The 21,544-nt window shown below is 63.3% G+C and carries 19 protein-coding genes and 1 pseudogene; 12 read left to right on the top strand and 8 right to left on the bottom strand.

Features of this window, described 5'->3' with window-relative positions; genetic code table 11:
- Positions 1-222: 222 nt before the first annotated feature.
- From dnaK to FB466_RS04955, 3 genes are all read left to right on the top strand, one after another.
- Positions 223-2,082 carry a molecular chaperone DnaK gene (gene dnaK, locus FB466_RS04965; protein WP_141916338.1) on the top strand — a complete coding sequence of 620 codons (1,860 nt, stop codon included), beginning with the start codon at positions 223-225 and terminating at the stop codon, positions 2,080-2,082.
- A 90-nt stretch (positions 2,083-2,172) separates the two neighbouring features.
- Positions 2,173-2,799: a nucleotide exchange factor GrpE gene (locus FB466_RS04960; protein ID WP_141916336.1), complete on the top strand. Its 627-nt coding sequence runs from the start codon at positions 2,173-2,175 to the stop codon at positions 2,797-2,799.
- Positions 2,792-3,796, top strand: coding sequence for a DnaJ C-terminal domain-containing protein (locus FB466_RS04955; protein ID WP_141916334.1), 1,005 nt, complete (start codon positions 2,792-2,794; stop codon positions 3,794-3,796). The genes FB466_RS04960 and FB466_RS04955 overlap by 8 nt, the downstream gene beginning before the upstream one ends.
- Before the next feature lie 187 nt (positions 3,797-3,983).
- Here FB466_RS04955 and FB466_RS04950 read toward each other — a convergent pair whose 3' ends face one another.
- Both FB466_RS04950 and FB466_RS04945 read right to left on the bottom strand, forming a co-directional pair.
- Entirely contained in the window at positions 3,984-5,090 is a 1,107-nt protein-coding gene (locus FB466_RS04950) for a Fic family protein (protein ID WP_141916332.1), read from the bottom strand.
- A gap of 104 nt (positions 5,091-5,194) precedes the next feature.
- Entirely contained in the window at positions 5,195-5,725 is a 531-nt protein-coding gene (locus tag FB466_RS04945) for an Lrp/AsnC family transcriptional regulator (RefSeq protein ID WP_141916330.1), read from the bottom strand.
- A 167-nt stretch (positions 5,726-5,892) separates the two neighbouring features.
- Between FB466_RS04945 and ald the strand changes: the two genes are divergently transcribed.
- From ald to FB466_RS04915, 6 genes are all read left to right on the top strand, one after another.
- Entirely contained in the window at positions 5,893-7,005 is a 1,113-nt protein-coding gene (ald, locus tag FB466_RS04940) for an alanine dehydrogenase (protein WP_141916328.1), read from the top strand.
- 9 nt (positions 7,006-7,014) lie between these two features.
- Entirely contained in the window at positions 7,015-7,689 is a 675-nt protein-coding gene (gene kynB, locus FB466_RS04935; protein WP_211344752.1) for an arylformamidase, read from the top strand.
- A gap of 2 nt (positions 7,690-7,691) precedes the next feature.
- Complete coding sequence (kynU, locus tag FB466_RS04930) at positions 7,692-8,990, top strand: kynureninase (protein WP_141916325.1); 1,299 nt, start codon at positions 7,692-7,694, stop codon at positions 8,988-8,990.
- Positions 8,991-9,152: 162 nt separating this feature from the next.
- Entirely contained in the window at positions 9,153-10,643 is a 1,491-nt protein-coding gene (locus FB466_RS04925) for an amino acid permease (protein ID WP_141916323.1), read from the top strand.
- Between the two features lie 179 nt (positions 10,644-10,822).
- Complete coding sequence (locus FB466_RS04920; protein WP_141916321.1) at positions 10,823-11,236, top strand: heat shock protein transcriptional repressor HspR; 414 nt, start codon at positions 10,823-10,825, stop codon at positions 11,234-11,236.
- A complete protein-coding gene (locus FB466_RS04915; protein ID WP_141916319.1) occupies positions 11,233-12,360 on the top strand; it encodes a class I SAM-dependent methyltransferase in 1,128 nt (375 codons plus the stop codon). The genes FB466_RS04920 and FB466_RS04915 overlap by 4 nt, the downstream gene beginning before the upstream one ends.
- A gap of 26 nt (positions 12,361-12,386) precedes the next feature.
- Here the strand turns inward: FB466_RS04915 and FB466_RS04910 are convergent, their stop codons facing one another.
- The 3 genes and pseudogenes from FB466_RS04910 to FB466_RS04900 all read right to left on the bottom strand — a co-directional run bounded on the left by FB466_RS04910 (position 12,387) and on the right by FB466_RS04900 (position 14,917).
- Positions 12,387-12,746 carry a hypothetical protein gene (locus FB466_RS04910; protein ID WP_141916317.1) on the bottom strand — a complete coding sequence of 120 codons (360 nt, stop codon included), beginning with the start codon at positions 12,744-12,746 and terminating at the stop codon, positions 12,387-12,389.
- A 54-nt stretch (positions 12,747-12,800) separates the two neighbouring features.
- Positions 12,801-13,842, bottom strand: a pseudogene (locus tag FB466_RS04905) (IS30 family transposase).
- Entirely contained in the window at positions 13,769-14,917 is a 1,149-nt protein-coding gene (locus tag FB466_RS04900) for a hypothetical protein (RefSeq protein WP_141916315.1), read from the bottom strand. Before FB466_RS04900 ends, FB466_RS04905 begins: the two are co-directional and overlap by 74 nt.
- A gap of 282 nt (positions 14,918-15,199) precedes the next feature.
- Here FB466_RS04900 and FB466_RS04895 point away from each other — a divergent pair, with 282 nt between their 5' ends.
- Positions 15,200-16,399 (top strand): glycosyltransferase, encoded by a 1,200-nt coding sequence (locus tag FB466_RS04895; protein ID WP_246054526.1) that lies wholly within the window; start codon positions 15,200-15,202, stop codon positions 16,397-16,399.
- 5 nt (positions 16,400-16,404) lie between these two features.
- On the opposite strand, the gene FB466_RS04890 is transcribed toward FB466_RS04895, so the two are convergent.
- From FB466_RS04890 to FB466_RS04880, 3 genes are read right to left on the bottom strand one after another with little or no spacing between them, the layout of a single operon-like run.
- Entirely contained in the window at positions 16,405-17,139 is a 735-nt protein-coding gene (locus tag FB466_RS04890) for an ABC transporter permease (RefSeq protein ID WP_141916313.1), read from the bottom strand.
- Positions 17,136-17,870 carry an ABC transporter ATP-binding protein gene (locus FB466_RS04885; protein ID WP_141916311.1) on the bottom strand — a complete coding sequence of 245 codons (735 nt, stop codon included), beginning with the start codon at positions 17,868-17,870 and terminating at the stop codon, positions 17,136-17,138. The genes FB466_RS04890 and FB466_RS04885 overlap by 4 nt, the downstream gene beginning before the upstream one ends.
- A gap of 32 nt (positions 17,871-17,902) precedes the next feature.
- Positions 17,903-18,856, bottom strand: a complete 954-nt coding sequence (locus FB466_RS04880) for a methyltransferase family protein (protein WP_342777445.1) — start codon at positions 18,854-18,856, stop codon at positions 17,903-17,905.
- A gap of 160 nt (positions 18,857-19,016) precedes the next feature.
- Here FB466_RS04880 and FB466_RS04875 point away from each other — a divergent pair, with 160 nt between their 5' ends.
- On the top strand, positions 19,017-20,069 hold the full coding sequence (locus tag FB466_RS04875; RefSeq protein WP_211344750.1) for a LacI family DNA-binding transcriptional regulator: 1,053 nt from the start codon (positions 19,017-19,019) through the stop codon (positions 20,067-20,069).
- A gap of 125 nt (positions 20,070-20,194) precedes the next feature.
- Positions 20,195-21,472, top strand: coding sequence for an ABC transporter substrate-binding protein (locus FB466_RS04870; RefSeq protein ID WP_141916310.1), 1,278 nt, complete (start codon positions 20,195-20,197; stop codon positions 21,470-21,472).
- The last annotated feature ends 72 nt before the right edge of the window (positions 21,473-21,544 follow it).

The raw sequence follows: 21,544 nt of genomic DNA, 5'->3' as shown, positions 1-21,544 counted from the left end.
GGGTGTCTAATATTGAGTCATCCCGGCTCAAGTCTCTGAGTTCACCCGCATCACACCCACTACGGTTTGACCGACGTGGGCGGTGCGGGGGCAGACGGTGGCCACTCACCGGGGCCGTATACCAATTGAATAGACCAGGCTTCGGCTCGCCGACGGCGACGCCGCACACGAACAGTGTGAGGGCTTTGGCCTCTCACACCCGCACTATCAAGGAGACACACAATGGCACGTGCAGTAGGCATTGACCTCGGAACCACCAACTCGGTGGTTGCCGTTTTGGAGGGTGGCGAGCCCACCGTTATCGCAAACGCCGAGGGTTTCCGCACCACCCCCTCAGTCGTTGCGTTCAGTAAAGATGGAGAGGTCTTGGTTGGCGAAACCGCCAAGCGCCAGGCCGTCACCAACGTTGACCGCACCATCGCGTCAGTCAAGCGTCACATGGGTACCAACTGGACCACCTCAATTGATGACAAGAAGTACACCGCGCAGGAAGTATCTGCCCGCACCCTCCAGAAGTTGAAGAGGGATGCCGAGACCTACCTGGGCGACACGGTCACCGACGCCGTTATCACTGTTCCCGCATATTTTAACGATGCTGAGCGGCAGGCCACCAAGGAGGCCGGTGAGATCGCGGGCCTCAACGTTTTGCGTATCATCAACGAGCCGACGGCTGCTGCGCTCGCCTACGGCCTCGACAAGGGGAAAGAAGACGAACTGATCCTCGTTTTCGACCTCGGTGGCGGAACGTTTGATGTCTCCCTTCTTGAGGTGGGTATTGACGACGACTTCTCGACCATCCAGGTTCGCTCGACCTCCGGAGATAACCGCCTCGGCGGTGACGACTGGGACCAGCGCATCGTTAACTGGTTGATTGATCAGTTCAAGGCCACGACCGGTGTTGACGTCAAGGGCGACAAGATTGCGCTCCAGCGCCTGAAGGAGGCTGCCGAGCAGGCGAAGCGCGAGCTGTCGAGCTCAATGACGGCCAGCATCCAGTTGCCCTACCTCTCCCTCACGGAGAACGGTCCGGCTAACCTGGACGAGACCCTCACCCGGGCAAAGTTTGAGGAACTCACCAAAGACCTCATCGACCGGACCCGCAAGCCCTTCGAGGACGTCATCCGCGAGGCTGGCGTCAAGGTGAGCGATATCGCCCACATTGTGCTCGTGGGTGGATCGACCCGGATGCCCGCCGTAACCGAGCTCGTCAAGAAGCTCACCGGGGGCAAGGAGCCCAACAAGAGCGTCAACCCCGACGAGGTTGTGGCTGTCGGCGCCGCCCTCCAAGCCGGCGTGATGAGCGGTGAGCGTAAGGATGTTCTGCTCATTGATGTGACCCCGTTGTCTCTCGGAATCGAGACCAAGGGCGGCATGATGACCAAGCTCATCGAGCGCAACACGCCCATCCCTGCCCGCCGCAGCGAAACTTTCACCACGGCCGAGGACAACCAGCCGTCCGTGTCGATCCAGGTGTACCAGGGTGAGCGTGAGTTTACCCGGGACAACAAAAACCTGGGCACGTTTGAGCTGACCGGTATCGCACCGGCTCCCCGGGGTATCCCGCAGATCGAGGTGACCTTCAACATTGACGCCAACGGCATCGTGGAGGTCTCGGCCAAAGACAAGGGCACCGGTACGGAGCAGACCATCACCATCACCGGTGGCTCAACTCTCTCCAAAGAGGACATCGAGCGCATGGTTCGTGAGGCCGAAGAGAACGCTGCCGATGACAAGAAGCGCCGCGAGGCCGCCGAGATCCGAAACGGTGCCGAGCAGCTTGCCTACTCGATCGACAAACTGATCAAGGAAAACGACGAGAAGCTCCCTGCGGATGTGAAGAACGATGTCCAGGCCGATGTGGACGCCCTCAAGACGGCCCTGGCCGGCGATGATGACGACGTCGTGAAGACGGCGTTTGATGCGCTCAACGAGAGTCAGGTCAAGCTGGGCGAGGCCATCTACGCGCAGAGCCAGTCCGAGGAAGCTGCCGCTCAGGGTGCTGGCGATGAGTCCAACGATGACGACGTGGTTGATGCCGAGGTCGTTGAGGACGAGGACGACACAAACAACTCGGCTAAGTAACTCGAGTCTCCGGCGTGGGGCCCGCCTCAGGTGGGCCCCACGCCCTCCCGTATTAACACCATCAGACTTTCAGACCGAGGAGAACACGCAATGACTGAACAGAACCAGAATTCGGACGAGTCAGTAGACCCGGGTGCCGGAGAGGTTCCCCAGTCGGCAGCCCCGGAGGCCGAGACGGCAGCCGACGACATCGGGGCGCAAGACGAGGAACTCACGGTAGAGGACATCCTGAACGCGGCACGGGATAGCGAGTCGCTTGCATCGGATGCCGGTCTCCCCGAGCCCGTGGATAACCCGGAGGCCAGCGAATATCTCGCCGACCTCAAGCGCATCAACGCCGAGTACGCGCAGTATCGTAAACGCACCGAGGCCAACCGCGAGTTGGAGCGCGAGCGAGCCGTTGGATCGGCCGTGACGGCCCTCCTGCCCGTGCTCGACGATATTGACCGGGCCGATAAGCATGGTGACCTGGAAGAGGGCAGCGCCTTCACGACCATTGCGCAGAAGACGCGCGCAGCCGTGGAGAAGCTGGGTCTGGTGGCCTTCGGTGAGGTGGGAGAACCTTTCAACCCCACGCATCACGAGGCCATCACCCAGGTGCCCAACCCGGCCGTCACCGAGGCCTCCGTGTTAGAGGTATTTGAGAGGGGCTACCGCCTGGGTGAGGTGCAGTTGCGCGCAGCCAAGGTGGTTGTTGCGGTGCCTACCGATGGCTAGCCAAGACTGGTTCGACCGAGACTTTTACAAGGTTCTCGGTGTGGCGAAAGATGTGTCCGAGGCCGACCTCAAAAAGACCTACCGCAAACTGGCCCGCAAATATCACCCCGACTCCAACTCGGGAGATGCCAAGGCGGAAGCCAAGTTCAAGGAGATCAGCGAGGCGTACTCCGTCCTCAGCGACTCGGAGCAGCGTGCCGAGTACGACCAGGTGCGGGCGATGGGTTCCGGTGCTCGATTTACTCCCGGTGGGGCGGGCGGCCAGGGCGGTTTCGAGGATGTCTTCGGCGGGATGTTCGGCGGTGCCGGTCGCGGTAACACCCAGTACACCTACCAGCAGACCGGTGCCGGTGGTGCGGGATTTGAGGACATTCTGGGCGGGATGTTCGGCGGCCAGGGCGGCTTCGGCTCCACCACCGGCGGCTACCGTGGCTATGGTGCCCCCACACCCGGGCGCGATGTGACGGCCAGTGCAACGATTGACTTCGTGACGGCCACGCGCGGCGATACGGTGTCGTTGCAGACGGCCGAGGGTAAGACCATCCGGGTGAAGATCCCGGCCGGTGTCGCCGACGGTCAGAAGATTAAGGTACGCGGTAAGGGTGAGCGGAGCCCCGATGGCGGTGAACCCGGCAACATCGTGTTGACGGTTCATGTGCGGAAGCATCCCGTGTTTGAGCGGGAGGGGCTGAACCTGCGGCTCACCGTTCCGGTCACGTTTGTGGAGGCCACCCTCGGTGCCACCATCGAGGTGCCCACCCTGGACGGTGACCCCGTGCGGTTGAAGGTTGCTCCGGGCACCCCCAGCGGCCGTGTGCTCCGGGTGAAAGGTCGTGGCGTGACCTCCTCGAAGGGTACCGGCGATCTGCTCGCCGAGGTGCAGGTGGCCGTGCCCTCGCACCTGAGCGACGAGGCCCGAGCGCTGCTTGAAGAGTTCGTGAAGGTGGGGCCGCAGGAGAACCCGCGCGCGGATATCCTGGCCCGCTCGCACACCTAGCAGACTCGATACGCGACACGGCCCCGGCCAGCCCAGCAGGGGCTGCCGGGGTCGCGCCGATGCCGTGGCCTCGTTTTCTGCACCCCTGCCCGCGACGCTGCCGTACCGGATGACGTGCAAAGAATCTTGTCACGTTCCGCAAACGTGTAAAAAATCGGCCCAATTTTTTACACGTCAACGAACGTCATTAGTTCGTAGTGCCCGGGAACGCCTCGGCGCGGGCCAGTACCCGCATGAGCGGGACATTCACAAAGAGGGCCTCGCGACCCAATTTCTCCTTGTGCAGGCGACCGGACGGAAGGAGAGCTTTGAGCATTCCCGATGCTGTCGGGCGGGAGACTCGGCAGGCCTCCATGACGTCAGTAATGCGGCAGTAGGGCTTCACAAAAAGGAGTGCCAGTAGGTCCGCGTTGACGGTTCCTGTAGCTTCGCGTAGGTACTTGTGAAAATCTTGCTGGAGGGTGTGGATGTGTCGTGAGGTGACGAGTGTGCGGTCGGCGGTCACCTTAATCGCCTCCAACATGTACAGGTTCCACGCCTCCCACTCATTGTGTGAGGTGACGCGTAACAGCGTGTCGTAGTAATCGTTTTTCGTCTCGATGATGCGCTCGGAAAGGTACAGTACCGGGTAGGTCAATAACTCGTAGGTAGCGAGCAGCAGAATGTTCAGGATTCTCCCCGTCCGTCCGTTTCCATCCGCAAAAGGGTGGATGGCCTCAAACTGGTAGTGTGCCATGCTCATCCGCAGGAGTGGATCAAGGTCAGTGTCCGTATGAATAAACTTTTCCCAGTGGCTGAGGTGGTCCCGGATGACGGTCGAGCCGGTCGGCGGAGTGTATCGGGGATTGTAGCTGGTCGAACTGCTAATAAATGTTCCGGGGAGATTGCGAACCGTCATTGCGCGACCGGCCAGCGTCGTACAGATCTCTTGGGCGGTCCTGGCGCTCAGGGGGCGCTGGGTGATGCTTTCCATGCCCCGCTCTAGTGCCGTTCGGTAGCGTAGCGCCTCGCGGGTGGCCGGGTCGGCCTGTTTGCTGCGGGCGGGGTCTGCGTAGAGGAACATCGCGTCGTTTGTGGTCACGATATTTTCAATCTCGGAGCTGGATTTTGCTTCGAGCAAGGTGATTGCGTTGATCAGGACATGCGGGTCGGGTAACGTCTCGCAGGAGGCGTTGAGCGCGGCGAGGCTGCTGCGTGCGGCGACAACAGCCTTGAGTACCCGTTTTGTTTCAATCTCTGTGGCGGGTGGCAGCGCGGGAAGCGCGTTGTAGGGTTCAGCTGGGGACCAGGGCATATGACAAGTTTATTGACATGTCGTCAAAACGTGTAAAAAATCGGCCCAATTTTTTACACGTTAGAAGGAATCTGAGTATGAAAAAGCGTCGAGAGTTCGGGCGTTCACCGTTTCCCCGTCCCCTCGGTCTCCCACGCCTGCTGGGCCACATTGTTGGTCAGATGCTCAAAAACGATGTTGGTCTGTGTGTTTGACACGGCCGGGTCGGCGCCCAGGTGCTCGGTAATGAAGTCGCGCAGCTGGGAGGGCGTTTCGCAGGCCACGTGCAGGAGGAAGTCCCGCTCTCCGCCGAGAAAGAAGACGCTCTGCACATTGCCCAGTCGGCCCAGGGCGCGCGCAATCTCGCGCATCCGGTGTCGGGCGTGCGAGTGGATGCGCACTGAGATGAGCGCAAACAGGGAGATTCCCACCGATTCCAGGTTGATATGCGCGTGAAACCCTGTGATAACGCCGGATTCCTGGAGCGCGCGCACCCGGTTGATGCAGGTGGAGGGGGCGATACCCGCGGTTGCGGCTAGTACGTTGTTGGGTACGCGGGCATCCCGGGTGAGTTCCCGTAGGATGACGCGGTCAATCGCATCCAGCCGAATTGGGTTCGATGGGGAGGTGTTTGGGGTGGGTGTTTCTGAATCCATGACAATATTATTACGTAATAGCTGCAAATAATTTGCTGAGCTTGATTTTTGGCGGTAATAAATTCTATCGTCAAGGGAAGCTGTCGAATTGTGCCCGGCACGGTTTCATGTGGGCGGTGTCGCGCGGCAGCCTGGTCGGATGGTCCCTACAAAGGAGTAAAAGCAACATGCGTATTGGTGTCCCCTCAGAAGTGAAAAACCATGAGTACCGCGTAGCTATCACGCCCGCCGGCGTGCACGAACTCGTGCGCAACGGTCACGACGTGACCGTGCAGACCGGTGCAGGCCTTGGCTCCGGGATCACCGACGATGACTACACCTCGGCCGGGGCCACACTTGGCACCGTTGACGAGGTATGGGCCGGTGCCGATCTGATCGTCAAGGTGAAGGAGCCCATCGCGAGCGAGTACGCCCGCCTCCGCTCCGATCAGGTGCTTTTCACCTACCTCCACCTCGCCGCAGACCGTCCCCTCACCCAGACCCTGATTGACCAGAAAGTCACGGCCATCGCCTACGAGACCGTCCAGACGACGGACCGGGCCCTGCCGCTGCTTGCCCCCATGAGCGAGATCGCCGGCCGCCTCGCGGTGCACGCCGGCATTTACCACCTGCAACGCAGTCAGGGCGGGTCGGGCATCCTGGCCAGCGGGGTTCCGGGCGTTGAGCCCGCCAAGGTTCTCGTGATCGGCGGCGGCGCGGCCGGTGAGAATGCCATCCGACAGGCGATGGGCATCGGGGCCAAGGTGACGGTTCTCGACGTCTCCATCCCGCGCCTGCGCGAGCTCGACCGCCAGTATCCCGGCCTCACCACGCTCGCCTCAACGGCCTACGCCCTGGAGCGTGAGGCCCGTCAGACTGACCTCATCATCGGGGCCGTTCTGATTCCGGGGGCCCGAGCGCCCAAGCTGGTCAGCAGTGAGTTGGTCGCGCAGCTCAAGCCCGGCACGGTTCTCGTTGATATCGCGATTGACCAGGGTGGATGTTTCGCCGACTCCCGCCCGACCACCCACGACAACCCCACCTACTCGGTCGGTCAGTCCACGTTCTACTGTGTGGCCAATATGCCCGGCGCGGTGTCGCGCACCTCCACTCTCGCGCTCACCAATGTGACTCTGCCCTACCTCGTGGCCATCGCCAACAAGGGCTGGCAGGGTGCGCTGCGTGACGATGAGGCGCTTGCTCGCGGGCTGAACACCTCGAATGGGTCGCTCACCAACGCCGACGTGGCCCAGAGCTTCCCGGATATGCCGGTGACCGACATCGCCGCCGCCCTCAGCTAGGCACACATAGTGAGTGCCGGGATTATCGACATCAGCCCGCCGGTCTCGTCAGCGAGCCCGGTATGGCCGGGGGATACTCCCTTCTCGGCCGAGCCCGTGTGGCGGGTGGGGGCGGAGGGCGGCGTGAACGTGAGCCGCCTCGTCACCACCCCGCACATTGGGGCGCACGCGGACGCCCCCCTGCACGTTGATCCGCTGGGCGTTGCGATTGGCCTGGTCTCACTTGACCCGTACCTCGGGCCGTGTCAGGTGCTGGACTGTCGCGCTGCCCGCGGTCCGGTGGGGGTGGCGGATGTTCGCGCCGCCCTCGCCCGCCAACCCGGCACGGTCGCCCCACGCCTCCTCCTCCGCACCTACGACACCTTCCCTCGCGAGTGGGATGGTACCTTTGCCGGCCTCTTACCCGAGCTGTTCGACTGGTTTGGTCTGCTCCGCGGCGGCCTGCTTGTGGGTGTGGATGCCGCCTCCATCGACCCCGTTGACAGCAAACGGATGCTCGCCCACCACGCCGCAGCCGGTGCGGGGGTGGCCATCCTCGAAAATCTGCACCTGCAACACGTGCCCGAGGGCCGCTACGAACTCATCGCCCTGCCGCTGCGCCTCGCCGACGCGGACGCGAGTCCGGTGCGCGCGGTGCTCAGGAACATCCAGAACTCACCACAGAAATCCCACCCCCAGGAGTAACTATGACAACTGCATCACCCTTCGCCGTGTCGGCCTCGGCCGGTACGGCTCCCCTCACCCGTGAGGACTGCGTCGCCGCCGACGCCGTCAACCCGTTGGCCCGATTCCGCGACCAGTTTGAGCTACCCGAGGGTGTGCTCTACTTCGACGGTAACTCGCTCGGGGCCCGCCCCCGCGGTACTGCGGAGCGCGCTGCCGAGGTGATCACCGCCGAGTGGGGCACCGATCTGGTGCGTAGCTGGAACACAGCTGGCTGGTTTGATCTGCCCGCCCGTCTCGGTGACAAGCTGGGCCGCCTGATCGGGGCAGGTGATGGCGAGGTTGTCGTGACCGACTCCACCACGCTCAACATCTTTAAGGCGCTCGCGGCTGCGGTGCGCATCCAGAAGGAGGACCACCCCGAGCGGCGCGTCATCGTGACGGAGCGCGACAACTTCCCCACGGATGTCTACATCACCGAGGGTCTGATCGAGTTCCTCGACCAGGGGTACGAGCTGCGCCTGATTGATGCCGACCTGCCCTGGCAGGAGGCCATCACCGATGATGTGGTGGTGAGCCTGCTCTCGCACGTCAACTACCGCACCGGCACCATGTACAACATGGAGAAGGTCACGGCCCACGCCCACGCGAACGGTGTGCTCACGATCTGGGATCTGGCTCACGCGGCCGGGGCGGTGGATGTTCAGCTTGCGGCGGCGAAGGCCGATTTCGCGGTTGGCTGCACGTACAAGTACCTCAACGGGGGCCCCGGCTCGCCCGCGTTCATCTGGGTGAATGCCGCGCACCAGGACCGCTTCTGGCAGCCCCTCTCCGGCTGGTGGGGTCACGCGCGTCCGTTCGAGATGGAGACGCACTACGAGCCGCAGGCTGGTATTCGTCGCTTCCTGTGTGGCACCCAGCCGATTGTGTCGCTCGCGCTCGTGGAGTGCGGGCTGGACGTCACCGTGCAGACCAGCCCCGCAGAGTTGCACCGCGTCTCGCTTGACCTGACCGACCTGTTTATTCGGTTGGTGGAGGAGCGGTGTGGCGACCATCCGCTCACCCTCATCACCCCCCGGGACCACGCCGTGCGCGGCAGCCACGTGAGCTTTGAGCACCCCAATGGTTACCAGATCATCCAGGCGCTCACCGCCCGCGGGGTGATCGGCGATTATCGCGAGCCCGAGGTGCTGCGCTTCGGCGTCACGCCACTGTACCTGGGCTACGCGGATGTGTGGGATGCTGTGGAGATCCTGCGCGATATCCTCGACACCCGGTCGTGGGATGCCCCCGAGTTTCACCGCCGCAACGCCGTTACCTAGGCGCTGCCCGGCTGCCGCCGCGGGTTACCCCGCGGCGGCAGCCGCTACCACCACGTAGGCATCACTGCGTGGTCTCCGCTTCGGCGGACGCGCGGGTTCGGTTGCGCGCCGACCCGTGAGCTCACCCCCCAGCGCAGTGTTTTGCACGACAAGGAGGTCGTCATGAACGATTTTAAGAAAATCCAGGTGCGGGAGCAGGGGCTGAAACGCCAGCTCACCGCCGCACAGATGGGGATGATCGCACTCGGCGGTGCGATCGGTACGGGCCTGTTTCTGGGCAGTAAGTTTGCGATTGGGTTTGCCGGGCCCAGCGTCATCCTCAGCTACCTCATCGGTGGGATTGTGGCCCTGCTACTCATGGCGGCTCTCGCCGAAATGACTATTAAACACCCGACGACGGGCTCGTTTGGGGCCTACGCCGAGCACTACATCGGGCCGCTCGCCGGGTACCTGGTGCGCTACATGTACTGGTCGTGTATCGTGCTCGCGGTGGGCACCGAGGTGACGGCGATTGGCGAGTACATGGGCTTCTGGTTTCCCGGTGTGCCGCCGTGGGTCTGGGTGATCGTGTTTGCGGGTGCGCTGATTCTGGTGAACACCATGAACGTGAAGGCGTTTGGCACGCTGGAGTACTGGTTTTCGAGCATCAAGGTGTTTGCGATTCTGGCGTTTATTGTGGTGGGCCTGATCATCGTGTTTGGCGCGAACCGGCCGCAGTCGGGCTTCCAGAATCTCTTTGAGGGCGGCGGGTTCTTCCCCAACGGCATCAGCGGGATGTGGTTTGCGGTGGTCTTGTCGATCTTTAGCTACCTGAGTATCGAGATGATCGCGGTCGCCGCGGGCGAGGCCGAGAACCCGCAGAAGGCGGTGCGCAAGGCGTTTAAATCCACCATCTTCCGCCTCGTGATCTTCTATTTCCTCACGCTCACGCTGATTGTGGCGATTGTGCCGATGGGTGACCTGATGGCGGGGGGTAGCCCGTTTGTGACGGCCATGCAGTTTGTGGGTATCCCCTTCGCGGATGGTGTACTCAACTTCATCGTGATTATCGCTGCGCTCTCGGCGATGAATAGCCAGCTCTACATCTCCACCCGGATGATGTTCAGCCTGTCCCGGAGTGGCGAAGCGCCGAAGGCGCTCGGCAAGCTGCGTCCCAACGGCTCACCCGTGAACGCCCTGATCGCGTCAACAGCAGGGATCGCGATTGCAACGATTGTGTACGTGATCTGGCCCGCAACGGCGTTTACGTTCATGATGGCGATCTCGATGTTCGGGGCCATGTTCACCTGGCTGATGATCTTTGTGACGCACTGGTTCTTCCGTCGGCAGGTGAAGCGTGACGGCGAGAAGCTGGAGTTTCGGATGCCGTTCCACCCGTTACTCACCATCGTGGGCATTGTGATGATGGTGGCGATTCTCGTGACGACGGTGTTTATCCCGGACTTCCAGATGACGCTCGTTTTTGGTATCCCGGCGGTGCTGCTCGTGACGCTCATGTTCTACGTTACGCGGACGTCGCGCGCGGCGGCGCGGCAGCGTGATGAGGCGGAGTGGGCGGCCGCGGCGGTAGCGGATTCGGCCGCGGAGAGCGAGGGGGTATCCGTCCACCCGGATGAGTCCGATCCGGCCGTTGCCTCCCGGGAGGAACGGTAGGGGTTTCGCGGGCTGTTGAAGAGTAGCCGACCCGGGTGAGTTTTCTCACCCGGGGTGCGATCGGGAATCTCGGTCTGGGGGAGAACGCTCCTCCAGACCGAGATTCGTTGTGTGTTCTGGGGCCGGCCAAGTTCCTTCTGAAGAGCGCGGAAATTTGTGGGGCCGCGTATCCTAGGTGAATGGATGAGAACTCGCCGGTATTCGCTATTGCGATGGCCGCTGAGCTCGCCGAGATGCACCCGCAGACCCTGCGGCAATACGATCGGCTTGGCCTCGTGTCGCCCCAGCGTACGGCGGGAAAATCTCGACGATACTCACTGCGCGACATCGCCCAGTTGCGGGAGGTTGCCCGTCTGAGCGCTGAGGGGATCTCGTTGGAGGGCATCCGTCGCATCATCGACCTGGAGAACCAGGTCACGGGCCTACAGGCTCGTGTGCGTGAACTCGAAACGGCCCTCAGCGACGAATTGCTTAACCGCCCGGGCAGCCGCGTGTTTGCTGCCGGTTCCGCCGGTGATGTGGTCTCGATGCGTCACGGCACCCGCACGCAGCGCCGCACCGAGATTGTGGTCTGGCGGCCCACCCCCCGATGACGTTTCCCTTCGAGGCCCTGCGTCGCTTTCCCGACGTGGAGGCCGCCAACCTGTACGCCGTGGATGGCACCGACCGCCTTCTCCTGGACGAGACTGCGGCGGTGTGGGCGGGGCTCAGTGCGCGGGATACCGTGGTGATTGGCGACCGCTACGGCGCGTTGACGCTGGGGCTGCTGCACGAACTCCCCACCGCCACCCAGCCGCTGCGTGTGCACCAGGACGGCCTGAGTGGGGAGCGGGCTCTCGCCCTCAACGCCGGGCGCGTGGGGATCGACCCGGTGCGCTTCGAGAATCTCCCCCTCGGCGGCGACCTGCTCCGAGGCGCCCGTCTGGTGCTGCTCCAGCTGCCCCGCAGCCTGGACGCCCTCGACGAGATCGCCGGGGCCGTTGCGCGCCACGCCCCCGGGGCCACGCTCTACGCGGGTGGCCGCCTCAAACACCTCACCCTCGCCATGAACGATGTGCTCGGACGCCACTTCGGGTCGGTTCTGGCTAGCCGGGCGCGGCAGAAATCTCGGCTCCTGGTGGCCCGGGATGCCCTCCCCGGCATCCCCGCCACCGACCCGTTCCCCCGTCGTCGGGTGGACGGTGCCCTCGGCATTGAGGTCTGGGCGTACGGCGCGGCTTTTGGCGGGCCGCGCATTGACCCCGGCAGTCGTCTACTGCTCGGCGTGATCGACGGGGCCCTGCCGTCGGCTCGCCGCGTGATCGACCTGGGCTGTGGCACCGGGGTGCTGGCCCGGCGACGGCCCGTGGTCTCCGTGATCGCCACCGATCACTCCGCAGCGGCCGTACTCTCCGCCCGGGAGACCGTCCAGCACAACGGTGTGGCCGACCGGGTGACGGTCGTGCGGGACGATGGGCTTGACGGGCAGCCGGATTCCTCGGCCGACCTGATCCTGCTGAATCCGCCCTTCCACATCGGGGCGACCGTGCACGCGGGGATCGCCCACAAGCTGTTCGCCCACGCGGCGCGGGTGTTGCGTCCCGGCGGTGAGCTGTGGACCGTGTACAACAGCCACCTCGGTTACCGGCCTGCGCTGGAGCGAGCCATCGGCCCCACGCGCCAGGTGACTCGGGACAGGACGTTTACGGTGACCGCCTCGACGCGGCGGCCGGGGTAGGGCCGAGGCAAACCTGTCGCACCGGGTCAGAACGTTCCGCCCGGGTAGACACCCTCCGGGAGCGTGAAGCAGGTAGAACCCGAATCAATTCGGATCGTATTCGGATCGTCCTCGCCAATGAGGTAGTTTTCCATTTCGTCTGGGGCTACCAGCCCAACTTCGTAATGGCCCGAGACATCCAGTCGGTTCCCAACAGTGAATTCGCTGTTCTGGTAGTGGTTCTCTATTGCCTTTATGGCTGTTTCAATTTCAATACCTGCCACTACTGTTACGGTAGTGGCACCGTTCCAGTTTTGCTGTGTCTCACCGCATCGCAGGAGTATTCCAGTTCCATCCTGTACGACCCTCGCAACCATGTCTTTCGGAATCGTTTCTACGATTTCCAATTCAATTTTCTGTGTGCTGGCTTTCGCTTCTTGCCAGGTGAGTCCCTGGTGGTGTCAATTCGTGGTAGCAACAACTGGTTTGGTGAGTAGCTGTTGGAAGATTTCTTTGGGTGTGTAGAACCCGAGCGTTTGTCGGGGTCGGTTGTTTAGCTCGTCAGCGATCGCGTCTAGGTAGGGTTGGTGCGAGGTGATCTCGGTGCCTTTGGGGAGATATTCTCTGATGAGTCCGTTCGTGTTCTCGTTACTCGGGCGTTCCCAGGGTGACCGGGGATGCGCGAAGTACACGGGGAGTTCGGTCGCGAGTGTGAGTTGCGCGTGACGGGCCATCTCGGTTCCTTGGTCCCAGGTCAGCGAGCCCCGTAAATGCTTCGGGAGATCACTCACCCGGTCGATGAGGACATCAGCGACTCCGTCAGCGTTCTTTCCCTCGGGAAGCCCGAGGATGATGACGTATCGGGAGTGACGCTCCACTAACGTGACGGCTGCGGTTGAACCGTGTGCTCCGATAATGAGGTCTCCTTCCCACGCGCCGGGCACCCGCCGGTCAGAAGCCGCCTCGGGCCGGTCATCTATGGATACCATCCCGATAATGCGCCCTCCGGTGCGTTCACCGGGCGGAACCCGCCGCTTCCGCCTCGTCTGTTTCGATCGCAGGAGGATGCCCTCTCTGGCGAGCTCGCCTTTCGGATGAGCATAAATCCAGCGGTAGATCGCTTCGTGAGACACCGTTAGTCCCTCAGCGGTGGGTGAGTTTTCCATGAGTCCCACACAACCGTTCCTGACCTCCACACGCAACCTCCCCGCGATCTGACGCGGCGTCCTGGACGCCCAAAGATCAGCCCGCACCCGGGCCCGTAATGCTGGTACCGCGTCAATACGATGCTGTTGCGGACGGGAACGCCGACGCTGCGCCCGCACATCCGCGCTCACGGGGGCGATACCGGCCGCTTTCCAACGAGTTCCGGGAACGCTCACGCCAAACCACGGACCGGTCACGACCGATCAACTCACCAATCTCACGATCACTCAACCCACGCTTGAGCCCAACCGCGTTCTCTGCCCTGTCCTGAAACGTTAACTGCCGTCGCGGAAACATCAGCAACACCCCTCCCTGTTGCTACCACGCTATGACACCACCAGTGCAGGCGGTCGTTCAATCCTGGTCCAAGGCGCGCCGCGGCTAGTTCTGCTTCAACTGCTTTCAGTAGCCCCGGCGCGCGGTATTGATTCGCCTGCACCCGAGCGGCGGCGGGTAGCCCATCCAGCGACCCAAAGACATCCGCATACTTCCGTAGGAGCGCATCGGTATCCACGTTCGGGTTGTTTGCCAGGAGCTCCCAGGCGGCGGCGACCTGCTCGGGGGTGAGGTTTCCGCCCACGAGTAACGCTTCAACGGTGCCTGGTCGGTTCTGGTCAACGGCTCGTGCCACGTCGAAGTCGCTCAGTGAACCTGTCCCGGCCTTCTCGAAGGCGTCGGCGACGTGGCCGATCCAGGTGGCGTCGTCGGTATTCTCCGTTATGAGCCGTTCAAACCCGCTAATGAATGTCACCGCCTCGGTGGGCACCCACGAGCAGGACGCGGTAAACGCCGCCCACGCACTCTTCACCCGTACCTGTTCGTTCGTCATCGCCGTGTTGTGCGTGCCGGAGTTCGTGACGAAATACCGCAACCGGGCCGGGTCTGCCGACGATGTGCCACCGACAGCGCCAGCACCCGCCCCGGTGATGCGTCTGCGGTCTCGGGGACTGAACGCGGCGGATACCGTGGGTGGTGCGTTCGGGTAATCTGACGGTTTCGGGTCCGCATCTAACGGGCTCCCGCGGGTGATTGACGGGAGCCGGTACGGGTCTTTATCCCGTTCGGCTTCCCGGGCCTCCCACGCCGCCAGGGCGTCGAGGCGTTCGTTCTCTTTCTGCGCAACCCGTTTCACCTCGGTGACCTGCTCGGCCAATTCTTCTCGTATCCGTGCGAGTCGGGCACGGTCTTCGGCCTCGGTCACGGCGGCGGTCGTGAAGAGCTTCGCGTAGCCGCCAGAGAAATTGGTCATGGCGTGAGTCACGGCTGCGCTCCTGGGTATCGCCTGCTGCCGCAGCACCAACGCCGCGGTTTCCGCGGTGGTGATGAGGGTGTTGGCTGCGGTCTCGCTAAACGCTATGGGCACTACTGACACCGGCTAAATTGTCCGGCCCCCTAAACATAGCCCCGAGTATATGGGGCATATAAGCCAACATCAAAAGATGCTCATACTGCCGGTGGTTGTGGTCGTCTGTACCCCTTTTGGTCTCCGGGGAGACAAAAGTCACCCGGTCGCCCCGCCCCGCCCCACCCTGCGGGCGGAAAATATGGCACCACAGTATGATGCCAGCGCCTCCGACTGTGCAGATCAGCACGGTAGACTCAGCAGGTCTGGGTAATTCCCCAGGCCGGCTCGATATCAAGAAGTACAAGTACTGTGACGAACCAAATACCACACACACCAGCATCCCACCCACCCACCGAGGCACCACTGTGTATCCTCATCGGCTGCGATACGTTTTACCCGGATATCAACGGGGCCGCCCGATTCGCCGAGCGCCTGGCCGCCGGTCTCGTGGCCCGCGGGCACGATGTGCACATCGTGGCACCCTCCGTGACGCACAGCCGCACGGGTGTCTTCACCGAGTCCATCGAGGGCGAGCGGATGAAAGTGCACCGCTGGGCGAGCTGGCGCTGGTACCCGCACGATTGGCTGCGTTTTGTGCTGCCGTGGACGGCCCGCGCCCGCGCCCGCGCCGTGCTCAACCGGGTAAAGCCCGATGTTGTGCACTTCCAGTCCCACATTGTGATTGGTCGGGGGCTCGCGATAGAGGCGCAGAAGCGGGGCATCCGCATTATCGGCACGAATCACGTTATGGCCGAGAACATCCTCGACTTTGCCACCATCCCGAACGCCTGGAAAGACTGGTTTGTGCGCGTGCAGTGGAAGTCCGCTGCCCGCGTCTTCAACACGGCTTCCGCGGTGACCACGCCCACGAGGAAGGCCGCCGACTTCCTCGAATTACACAGTGGGCTCACGGGGGTAATCCCGATCAGCTGTGGCATTGAGGCAGCCAACTACACCGCCCGGCTGGAGCCGCGCAGCGAGAATCGCGTGCTGTTTGTGGGCCGCCTCACCTCGGAGAAGCAGATTGACGTGCTGCTGCGCGCCATGACTAAACTGCCCGCTGATCTCGGGGCCACTCTCGATATTGTGGGTGGCGGCGACCAGGATCACAACCTGCGCACGCTCTCGCAGAAGCTGGGACTCTCCGACCGGGTGACGTTCCACGGCCGGGTCAGTGAGGAGCAACTGCTCGGCTTCTACACCAACGCGTCGGTGTGGGCGATGCCGTCGATTGCCGAGTTGCAGAGTATCGCCACGATGGAGGCAATGGCGTCGGGTCTGCCGGTGGTGTGTGCCGACGCGATGGCACTGCCACACCTCGTGCACGACGGCGAGAATGGTTACCTCTTCAAACCGAGCGATTCGGACGACCTTGCCGAGAAGCTCACGCGCGTGCTGACGGCTCCGCCCGAGCGGTACCTGGCCATGCAGAAGGCCTCCCTTGACGGCGTGAAGGTGCACGACATCAACAGCACAATCTCCACTTTCGAGGCGCTCTACCGCGGATAGAAGCCCTACGCCGTGCGTCGGCGCAGGGTGAGTGAGCCCAGCACAATCGAGCCCACCGTGAACGCGGCGATGATGAGGATGCGTAGCCAGATGTATCCGGCATCCTCGGCTCCCGTTGACACGGCGTTGATCGCGTCCACGGCGTAGGACAGCGGCATCCAATCCGAGATCGCACGGAGCACCTCGGGTAGCTGGTCGCGGGGCACCAGGATGCCACCCAACAGGATCTGCGGAAAAATGAACACCGGCATAAACTGCATCACCTGAAACTCGGTGCGGGCAAACGCGCTCGCGAGCAGCCCCAGGCAGCAGCCGAGGAGTGCGTCAACAATCGCCACCACGAGCAGCAGCCACGCGGATTCCACAATCTCAAGCCCGTAGAGCCAGAGCGATAGACCCGCCGCGATGGCGCTCTGCACGATGGCGAGCAGCCCGAAGGCGAGGGCGTAGCCGAGAATGTAGTCCGCCTTGCCCATCGGCATGGTCAACAGTCGTTCGAGCGTGCCGGAGCGGCGCTCGCGCAGAGTTGTGATGCTGGTGACCAAGAACATCACCACGAAGGGGAACAGGGCGATCATCGCGGGACCGACCTGCTCAAAGGTGGTGGTATCGACAAAAATCCAGGCCATCAGGCCGATCAGAAGGCTGGGTACCACGAGCAGCAGGGCAATCGTGCGCGGGTCGCGGCGCACCTGGTTGAGCACGCGACCGGCCGTCGCGAGGGTGCGGGTGGGGCTCATCGTGTGTCTCCCGTGCTCTGCTCGTTGATCAGGTCGATGAAGGCCTCCTCAATGGATGCCGCTCCCGTGCGTTCTCGCAGGGCCGCGGGGGAGCCGCTGGCCAGCATCCGGCCGTCGCGCAGCAGCACGAGGCCGTCGCAGCGACTCGCCTCGTCCATGACGTGACTCGACACGATGATGCTCATCCCGGCATCCCGGAGCCGGTGAAAAATATCCCACAGGTCATTGTGGAGTACGGGGTCGAGCCCCACGGTGGGCTCGTCGAGGACCAGGAGTCGTGGCGAGCCCATCAGGGCAACGGCGAGCGAGGCGCGGCTGCGCTGGCCGCCGGAGAGGGACTCGGCGAGGGAGTCGGCCTGCGGCCCGAGGCCGGTCTGGGCGATGACGCGGTCAACGTCGCTCGCGGGGGCACCGAGCACGCGGCGAAAGTAGCGGAGGTTGTCGCGCACGCTGAGGTCGTCGTACACGCTGGGGGCCTGGGTGACGTAGCCAATCTGCGAGCGGAGTGACCGGTGCCCGGCCGCCTCGCCCAGCACCGTGATTCGACCGGAGGTGATCCGCTGCACGCCCACGATGGCGCGCATGAGTGTTGTTTTGCCGCATCCGCTGGGGCCGATCAGCCCCACGATGTGTCCCGCGGGCACATCAAGTGTGATGTCGTTGAGTGCGGTGGTGCGGCCGCGGACCACCGTCAGCTCCCCAATCTGGACGGCGGGGGATTTATTCAGCATGTGGCGGATTATTCTCTGGCGGTGCGATGTTGTCAAGCGGGCGTGAACCTGCTCCGGGGAACCCAGCAGAAGACACGATCACGATAGTCACGATACTCATTCCCAAACCGGGCCTCAAGGTCCGCCTCCTCACGCGGACGGATCACCCAGTTCCAGACCAACGACCCGCACAGCGCGTAGATGACTACGAGCCACGAGCCGGCGCTGAGGCCCACGGCGACTCCCTGGGCGATGCCGGCGACAGCCATCGGGTTCCGAACGTACCGGTACGGCCCGGCAACGACCAGCCGGTGGGGCATCGCGGCGGGGAGCGGCGTGCCCTCTCCGCGGGTGGACATGGTGACGGCAGACCAGATCCCGAGGGCGCTTGCGATGAGGAACAGCGCGATTCCGGCGGTGGTAAGGGCGAGGGGTACCGCGATGGCGAGACCCCAGCGGCGTTCCAGGAAGGTGATCAGTAGCGGGATCACCCCGAGACAGAGGCCCCAGAACACCACGATCTGCCTCCCCGTTCGCCCCAGGTGGCGCAGTGTTCCGGCGGGGCGTGCGGTGTGGAATGCAAACGGTCCGTTGAAGATCCACTCCGTGGGGAGCCGTCCGTGGGTCACGAGGAGGCTTGCCGCCAGGCTCCCTGTCGTTGCGGTGAGCATCAGGAGCACCCCCCAGCTTGCTTCGCCGGTAACGGTGGCGTAGCAGGCCAGCCCAGCGGTGACGAGCGCTGCCCAGAGCGTGACGACCCATCGTGCCGGTCGGATGCGGGCCGCAGCGAGCCCGGAAGCCGCAACAAATAACGGAATATCGAGGAGGGCAAGCGCAACGGGATCCAACCCGCCGAGGGTCATCTCGCGCACCCACGCGGAAGAGAAAACCGCTAGCCACCACAGCGCCCCGGCCGCGGCCTGAAGCGCAAAATACGTGTATCCCAGCGTGCTGCCCCGGCGGAACCGGGGTGTAGCGGGTGGGGTGGCGCTCGTCTCGGATATCACCACGGCAGTCTACGTCGGCTGTGCGCGCCCTCGTGGCAGTCCCCGGAGAAACAACCGCCCCGCCCCGCAGTTCGCATCCGTGACCCCTTTTTTGGTAACGTTCCCATAGATACCGCGGCTGCATTGGGGCAGATCGCGAACGCTCGATGGGTGAAAATCAATGACTCGAACGTCCCCTCACACCGCAGGATCTGCCTCCCGTGGTCAGCCGCGGGCCACGATGAAAGATGTGGCCGCGCTGGCGAAGGTGGGTCTCTCCACGGTGTCCCGGGTGGTCAACGGAGACAACAGGGTGAGCGATGCGAAGACCGCGGCCGTGCTTCAGGCTATTCGTGAACTGGGGTTTCGTCGGAATGATTCGGCCAGGCAACTGCGAGTGGGGGCAACTCAGAGCATCGGTCTTGTGATCGAGAACGTGATTGACCCGTTCTTCTCGCACCTCACCCACGCCGTCGAGAACTATAGCCTGGAACGCAATACACTCCTCCTCAGCGCCTCCTCCACCCGAGATCCTGAGCGCACCCGTCGTCTCGTGCTCGAGTTTTGTGCCCGCCGGGTTGACGGCCTCATTGTCACCCCGGCAGACACCGAGGAGACCGGCTATCTTCAGGCGGAGATGGATGCGGGTACTCCCATGGTTTTTGTTGACCGCCCGCCCCGCGGCATTGAGGCGGATACGGTGCTCACCGGGGACAGGAGCGGGGCTGCGCGCGGTGTGGCCCATCTCATCCGGCACGGCCACCGTCGCATTGCCTGCGTGACCGACAGGGGCCAACTACATACGGCCGCCCAACGCCTTGCCGGGTACCGCGACGCTCTTGACGCGGCCGCGATTCGCTACGACCCAGAACTGGTGTATTCGGCCACACCGAGCGTCGAGAATTTCCGCACACCAGTGGCCCGGATGCTCGCCCTCGACAACCCGCCCACCGCAGTGTTCACGGGAAATAACCGCTCCACGGTTGCCATTCTGCGTGTGATGGCGGGGTGGGATACCCGCCCGGCGCTCGTCGGCTTTGATGATTTTGAGCTCGCCGACGCCCTGCACCCCGGCGTGACGGTCGTGGCGCAGCACCCGGCCGAGATGGGGCGGGCCGCGGCCGAGCAGCTCTTCCGCCGCATCGGTGGTGACACCGGTCCGCCCCGGCACACGATCCTCGGTACCACGCTCATCCCGCGGGGTTCGGGTGAAATCCCGCCGAGCCGAAAGTAACGTTTTAGCCACCAGGGCACACAAAGTGAGAGCTGTCACTTGTGTTTGGTAACGTTTTCATATTTGAATGTAACAGACCGGGGGATTGCCCGGCACAGCAACTGAATTTCCAACGGAGGAAAACCATGCGCAAAAGATTGTCTCTGATCGCAGGCATCGCGGCTGTTGGGCTTGTCCTGACCGGGTGCTCATCATCGGGAGGTGACGACGAGAAGGCGTCGGATAAGAACCAGGTTGAGGTGTTTACCTGGTGGGCCTCAGGCTCGGAGAAGGTGGGTCTGGATGCACTAACCGCCGAGTTCGCCAAGCAGTTCCCAGATATTGAGTTCATCAACGCCGCGGTTGCCGGAGGGGCCGGCTCCAACGCCAAGGCCGCGCTGGCATCCCGCCTGGAGGCGGACAACCCGCCGGACTCCTTCCAAGCGCACGCCGGAGCCGAGCTCTCCGACTACATCGCGGCCGACCAGGTGCAGGACCTCAGCTCCTTCTACACCGATCAGGGTCTCGATAAGGCATTCCCCGCCGACCTGATCGAGCGGCTCACCGTTGACGGCAAGATCTACTCTGTGCCCAGCAACATCCACCGTGCCAACGTCACCTGGGTCAACACCGAGGTGCTGAAGAAGGCCGGTATCGACCCCGAGAAAGCCCCCGCCGACATTGACGCGTGGCTGGTTGATCTGAAGAAGCTCAAGGATTCCGGAGTCGAGACGCCCCTGGCTCTCGGCACCGAGTGGACCCAGATGCAGCTCTTCGAAAACGTGCTCATCGCTAACCTGGGTGCCGAGGGTTACTCGGGCCTGTGGGATGGCACCACCAAGTGGGACAGTGATGGCGTGAAGAAGTCGGTTGACCAGTACAGCCAGCTGCTCGGCTACGCTAACAGCGACTTCGCCGGTCTCGACTGGGATGCCGCCACGCAGATTGTGATCGACGGCAACGCGGGCTACAACGTTATGGGTGACTGGGCTGAGGCCGCGTTCACGCAGGCCAGCCAAACCTATGGCACCGAGTACACCACGTGGGCCACCCCCGGCACCGAGGGGATCTTCGACTTCCTCGCTGACTCCTTCACCCTGCCCGTTGGCGCTCCGCACGAGACGGCCGCCAAGGACTGGCTGACCACGGTGAGCTCGGCCGAGGGTCAGAAGGCGTTCAACCTGGCTAAGGGGTCCATTCCGGCCCGCACGGATGCTGACCCGGCCGACTACCCCGCCTACCAGCAGACGGCCATGAAGTCATTCAAGGAAGACACCGTGGTGAGCTCGCTCGCCCACGGTGCCGCGGCCCCCGTGGCCTGGTCAACCGATATCTCCTCTGCGGTGGGCAAGTTTGGCACCGACACCAACCAGGACTCTCTCGTGACCGCCCTGGTCGCGGCGGCTGATAAGGCCCTCGGCTAAACACCCCCTCCCGTGATGGTGGGCGGGGCCCCGGCCTCGCCCACCATTCCTGTTCGCTACCCAAAGGAGCCG

It is taken from the genome of Klugiella xanthotipulae (genome assembly GCF_006716695.1).
Classification (GTDB): domain Bacteria; phylum Actinomycetota; class Actinomycetes; order Actinomycetales; family Microbacteriaceae; genus Klugiella; species Klugiella xanthotipulae.
The sequence above is the reverse complement of the archived record's forward strand: the minus strand, read 5'-3'. Positions and strand labels throughout refer to the sequence as shown.

What these genes read in the sequence shown, in the direction of transcription:
- dnaK (WP_141916338.1), top strand. Translation starts at nt 223, where the DNA reads ATGGCACGTGCAGTAGGCATTGACCTCGGAACCACCAACTCGGTGGTT.
- FB466_RS04960 (WP_141916336.1), top strand. Translation starts at nt 2,173, where the DNA reads ATGACTGAACAGAACCAGAATTCGGACGAGTCAGTAGACCCGGGTGCC.
- FB466_RS04955 (WP_141916334.1), top strand. Translation starts at nt 2,792, where the DNA reads ATGGCTAGCCAAGACTGGTTCGACCGAGACTTTTACAAGGTTCTCGGT.
- FB466_RS04950 (WP_141916332.1), bottom strand. Translation starts at nt 5,090, where the DNA reads ATGCCCTGGTCCCCAGCTGAACCCTACAACGCGCTTCCCGCGCTGCCA.
- FB466_RS04945 (WP_141916330.1), bottom strand. Translation starts at nt 5,725, where the DNA reads ATGGATTCAGAAACACCCACCCCAAACACCTCCCCATCGAACCCAATT.
- ald (WP_141916328.1), top strand. Translation starts at nt 5,893, where the DNA reads ATGCGTATTGGTGTCCCCTCAGAAGTGAAAAACCATGAGTACCGCGTA.
- kynU (WP_141916325.1), top strand. Translation starts at nt 7,692, where the DNA reads ATGACAACTGCATCACCCTTCGCCGTGTCGGCCTCGGCCGGTACGGCT.
- FB466_RS04925 (WP_141916323.1), top strand. Translation starts at nt 9,153, where the DNA reads ATGAACGATTTTAAGAAAATCCAGGTGCGGGAGCAGGGGCTGAAACGC.
- FB466_RS04920 (WP_141916321.1), top strand. Translation starts at nt 10,823, where the DNA reads ATGGATGAGAACTCGCCGGTATTCGCTATTGCGATGGCCGCTGAGCTC.
- FB466_RS04915 (WP_141916319.1), top strand. Translation starts at nt 11,233, where the DNA reads ATGACGTTTCCCTTCGAGGCCCTGCGTCGCTTTCCCGACGTGGAGGCC.
- FB466_RS04890 (WP_141916313.1), bottom strand. Translation starts at nt 17,139, where the DNA reads ATGAGCCCCACCCGCACCCTCGCGACGGCCGGTCGCGTGCTCAACCAG.
- FB466_RS04885 (WP_141916311.1), bottom strand. Translation starts at nt 17,870, where the DNA reads ATGCTGAATAAATCCCCCGCCGTCCAGATTGGGGAGCTGACGGTGGTC.
- FB466_RS04875 (WP_211344750.1), top strand. Translation starts at nt 19,017, where the DNA reads ATGACTCGAACGTCCCCTCACACCGCAGGATCTGCCTCCCGTGGTCAG.
- FB466_RS04870 (WP_141916310.1), top strand. Translation starts at nt 20,195, where the DNA reads ATGCGCAAAAGATTGTCTCTGATCGCAGGCATCGCGGCTGTTGGGCTT.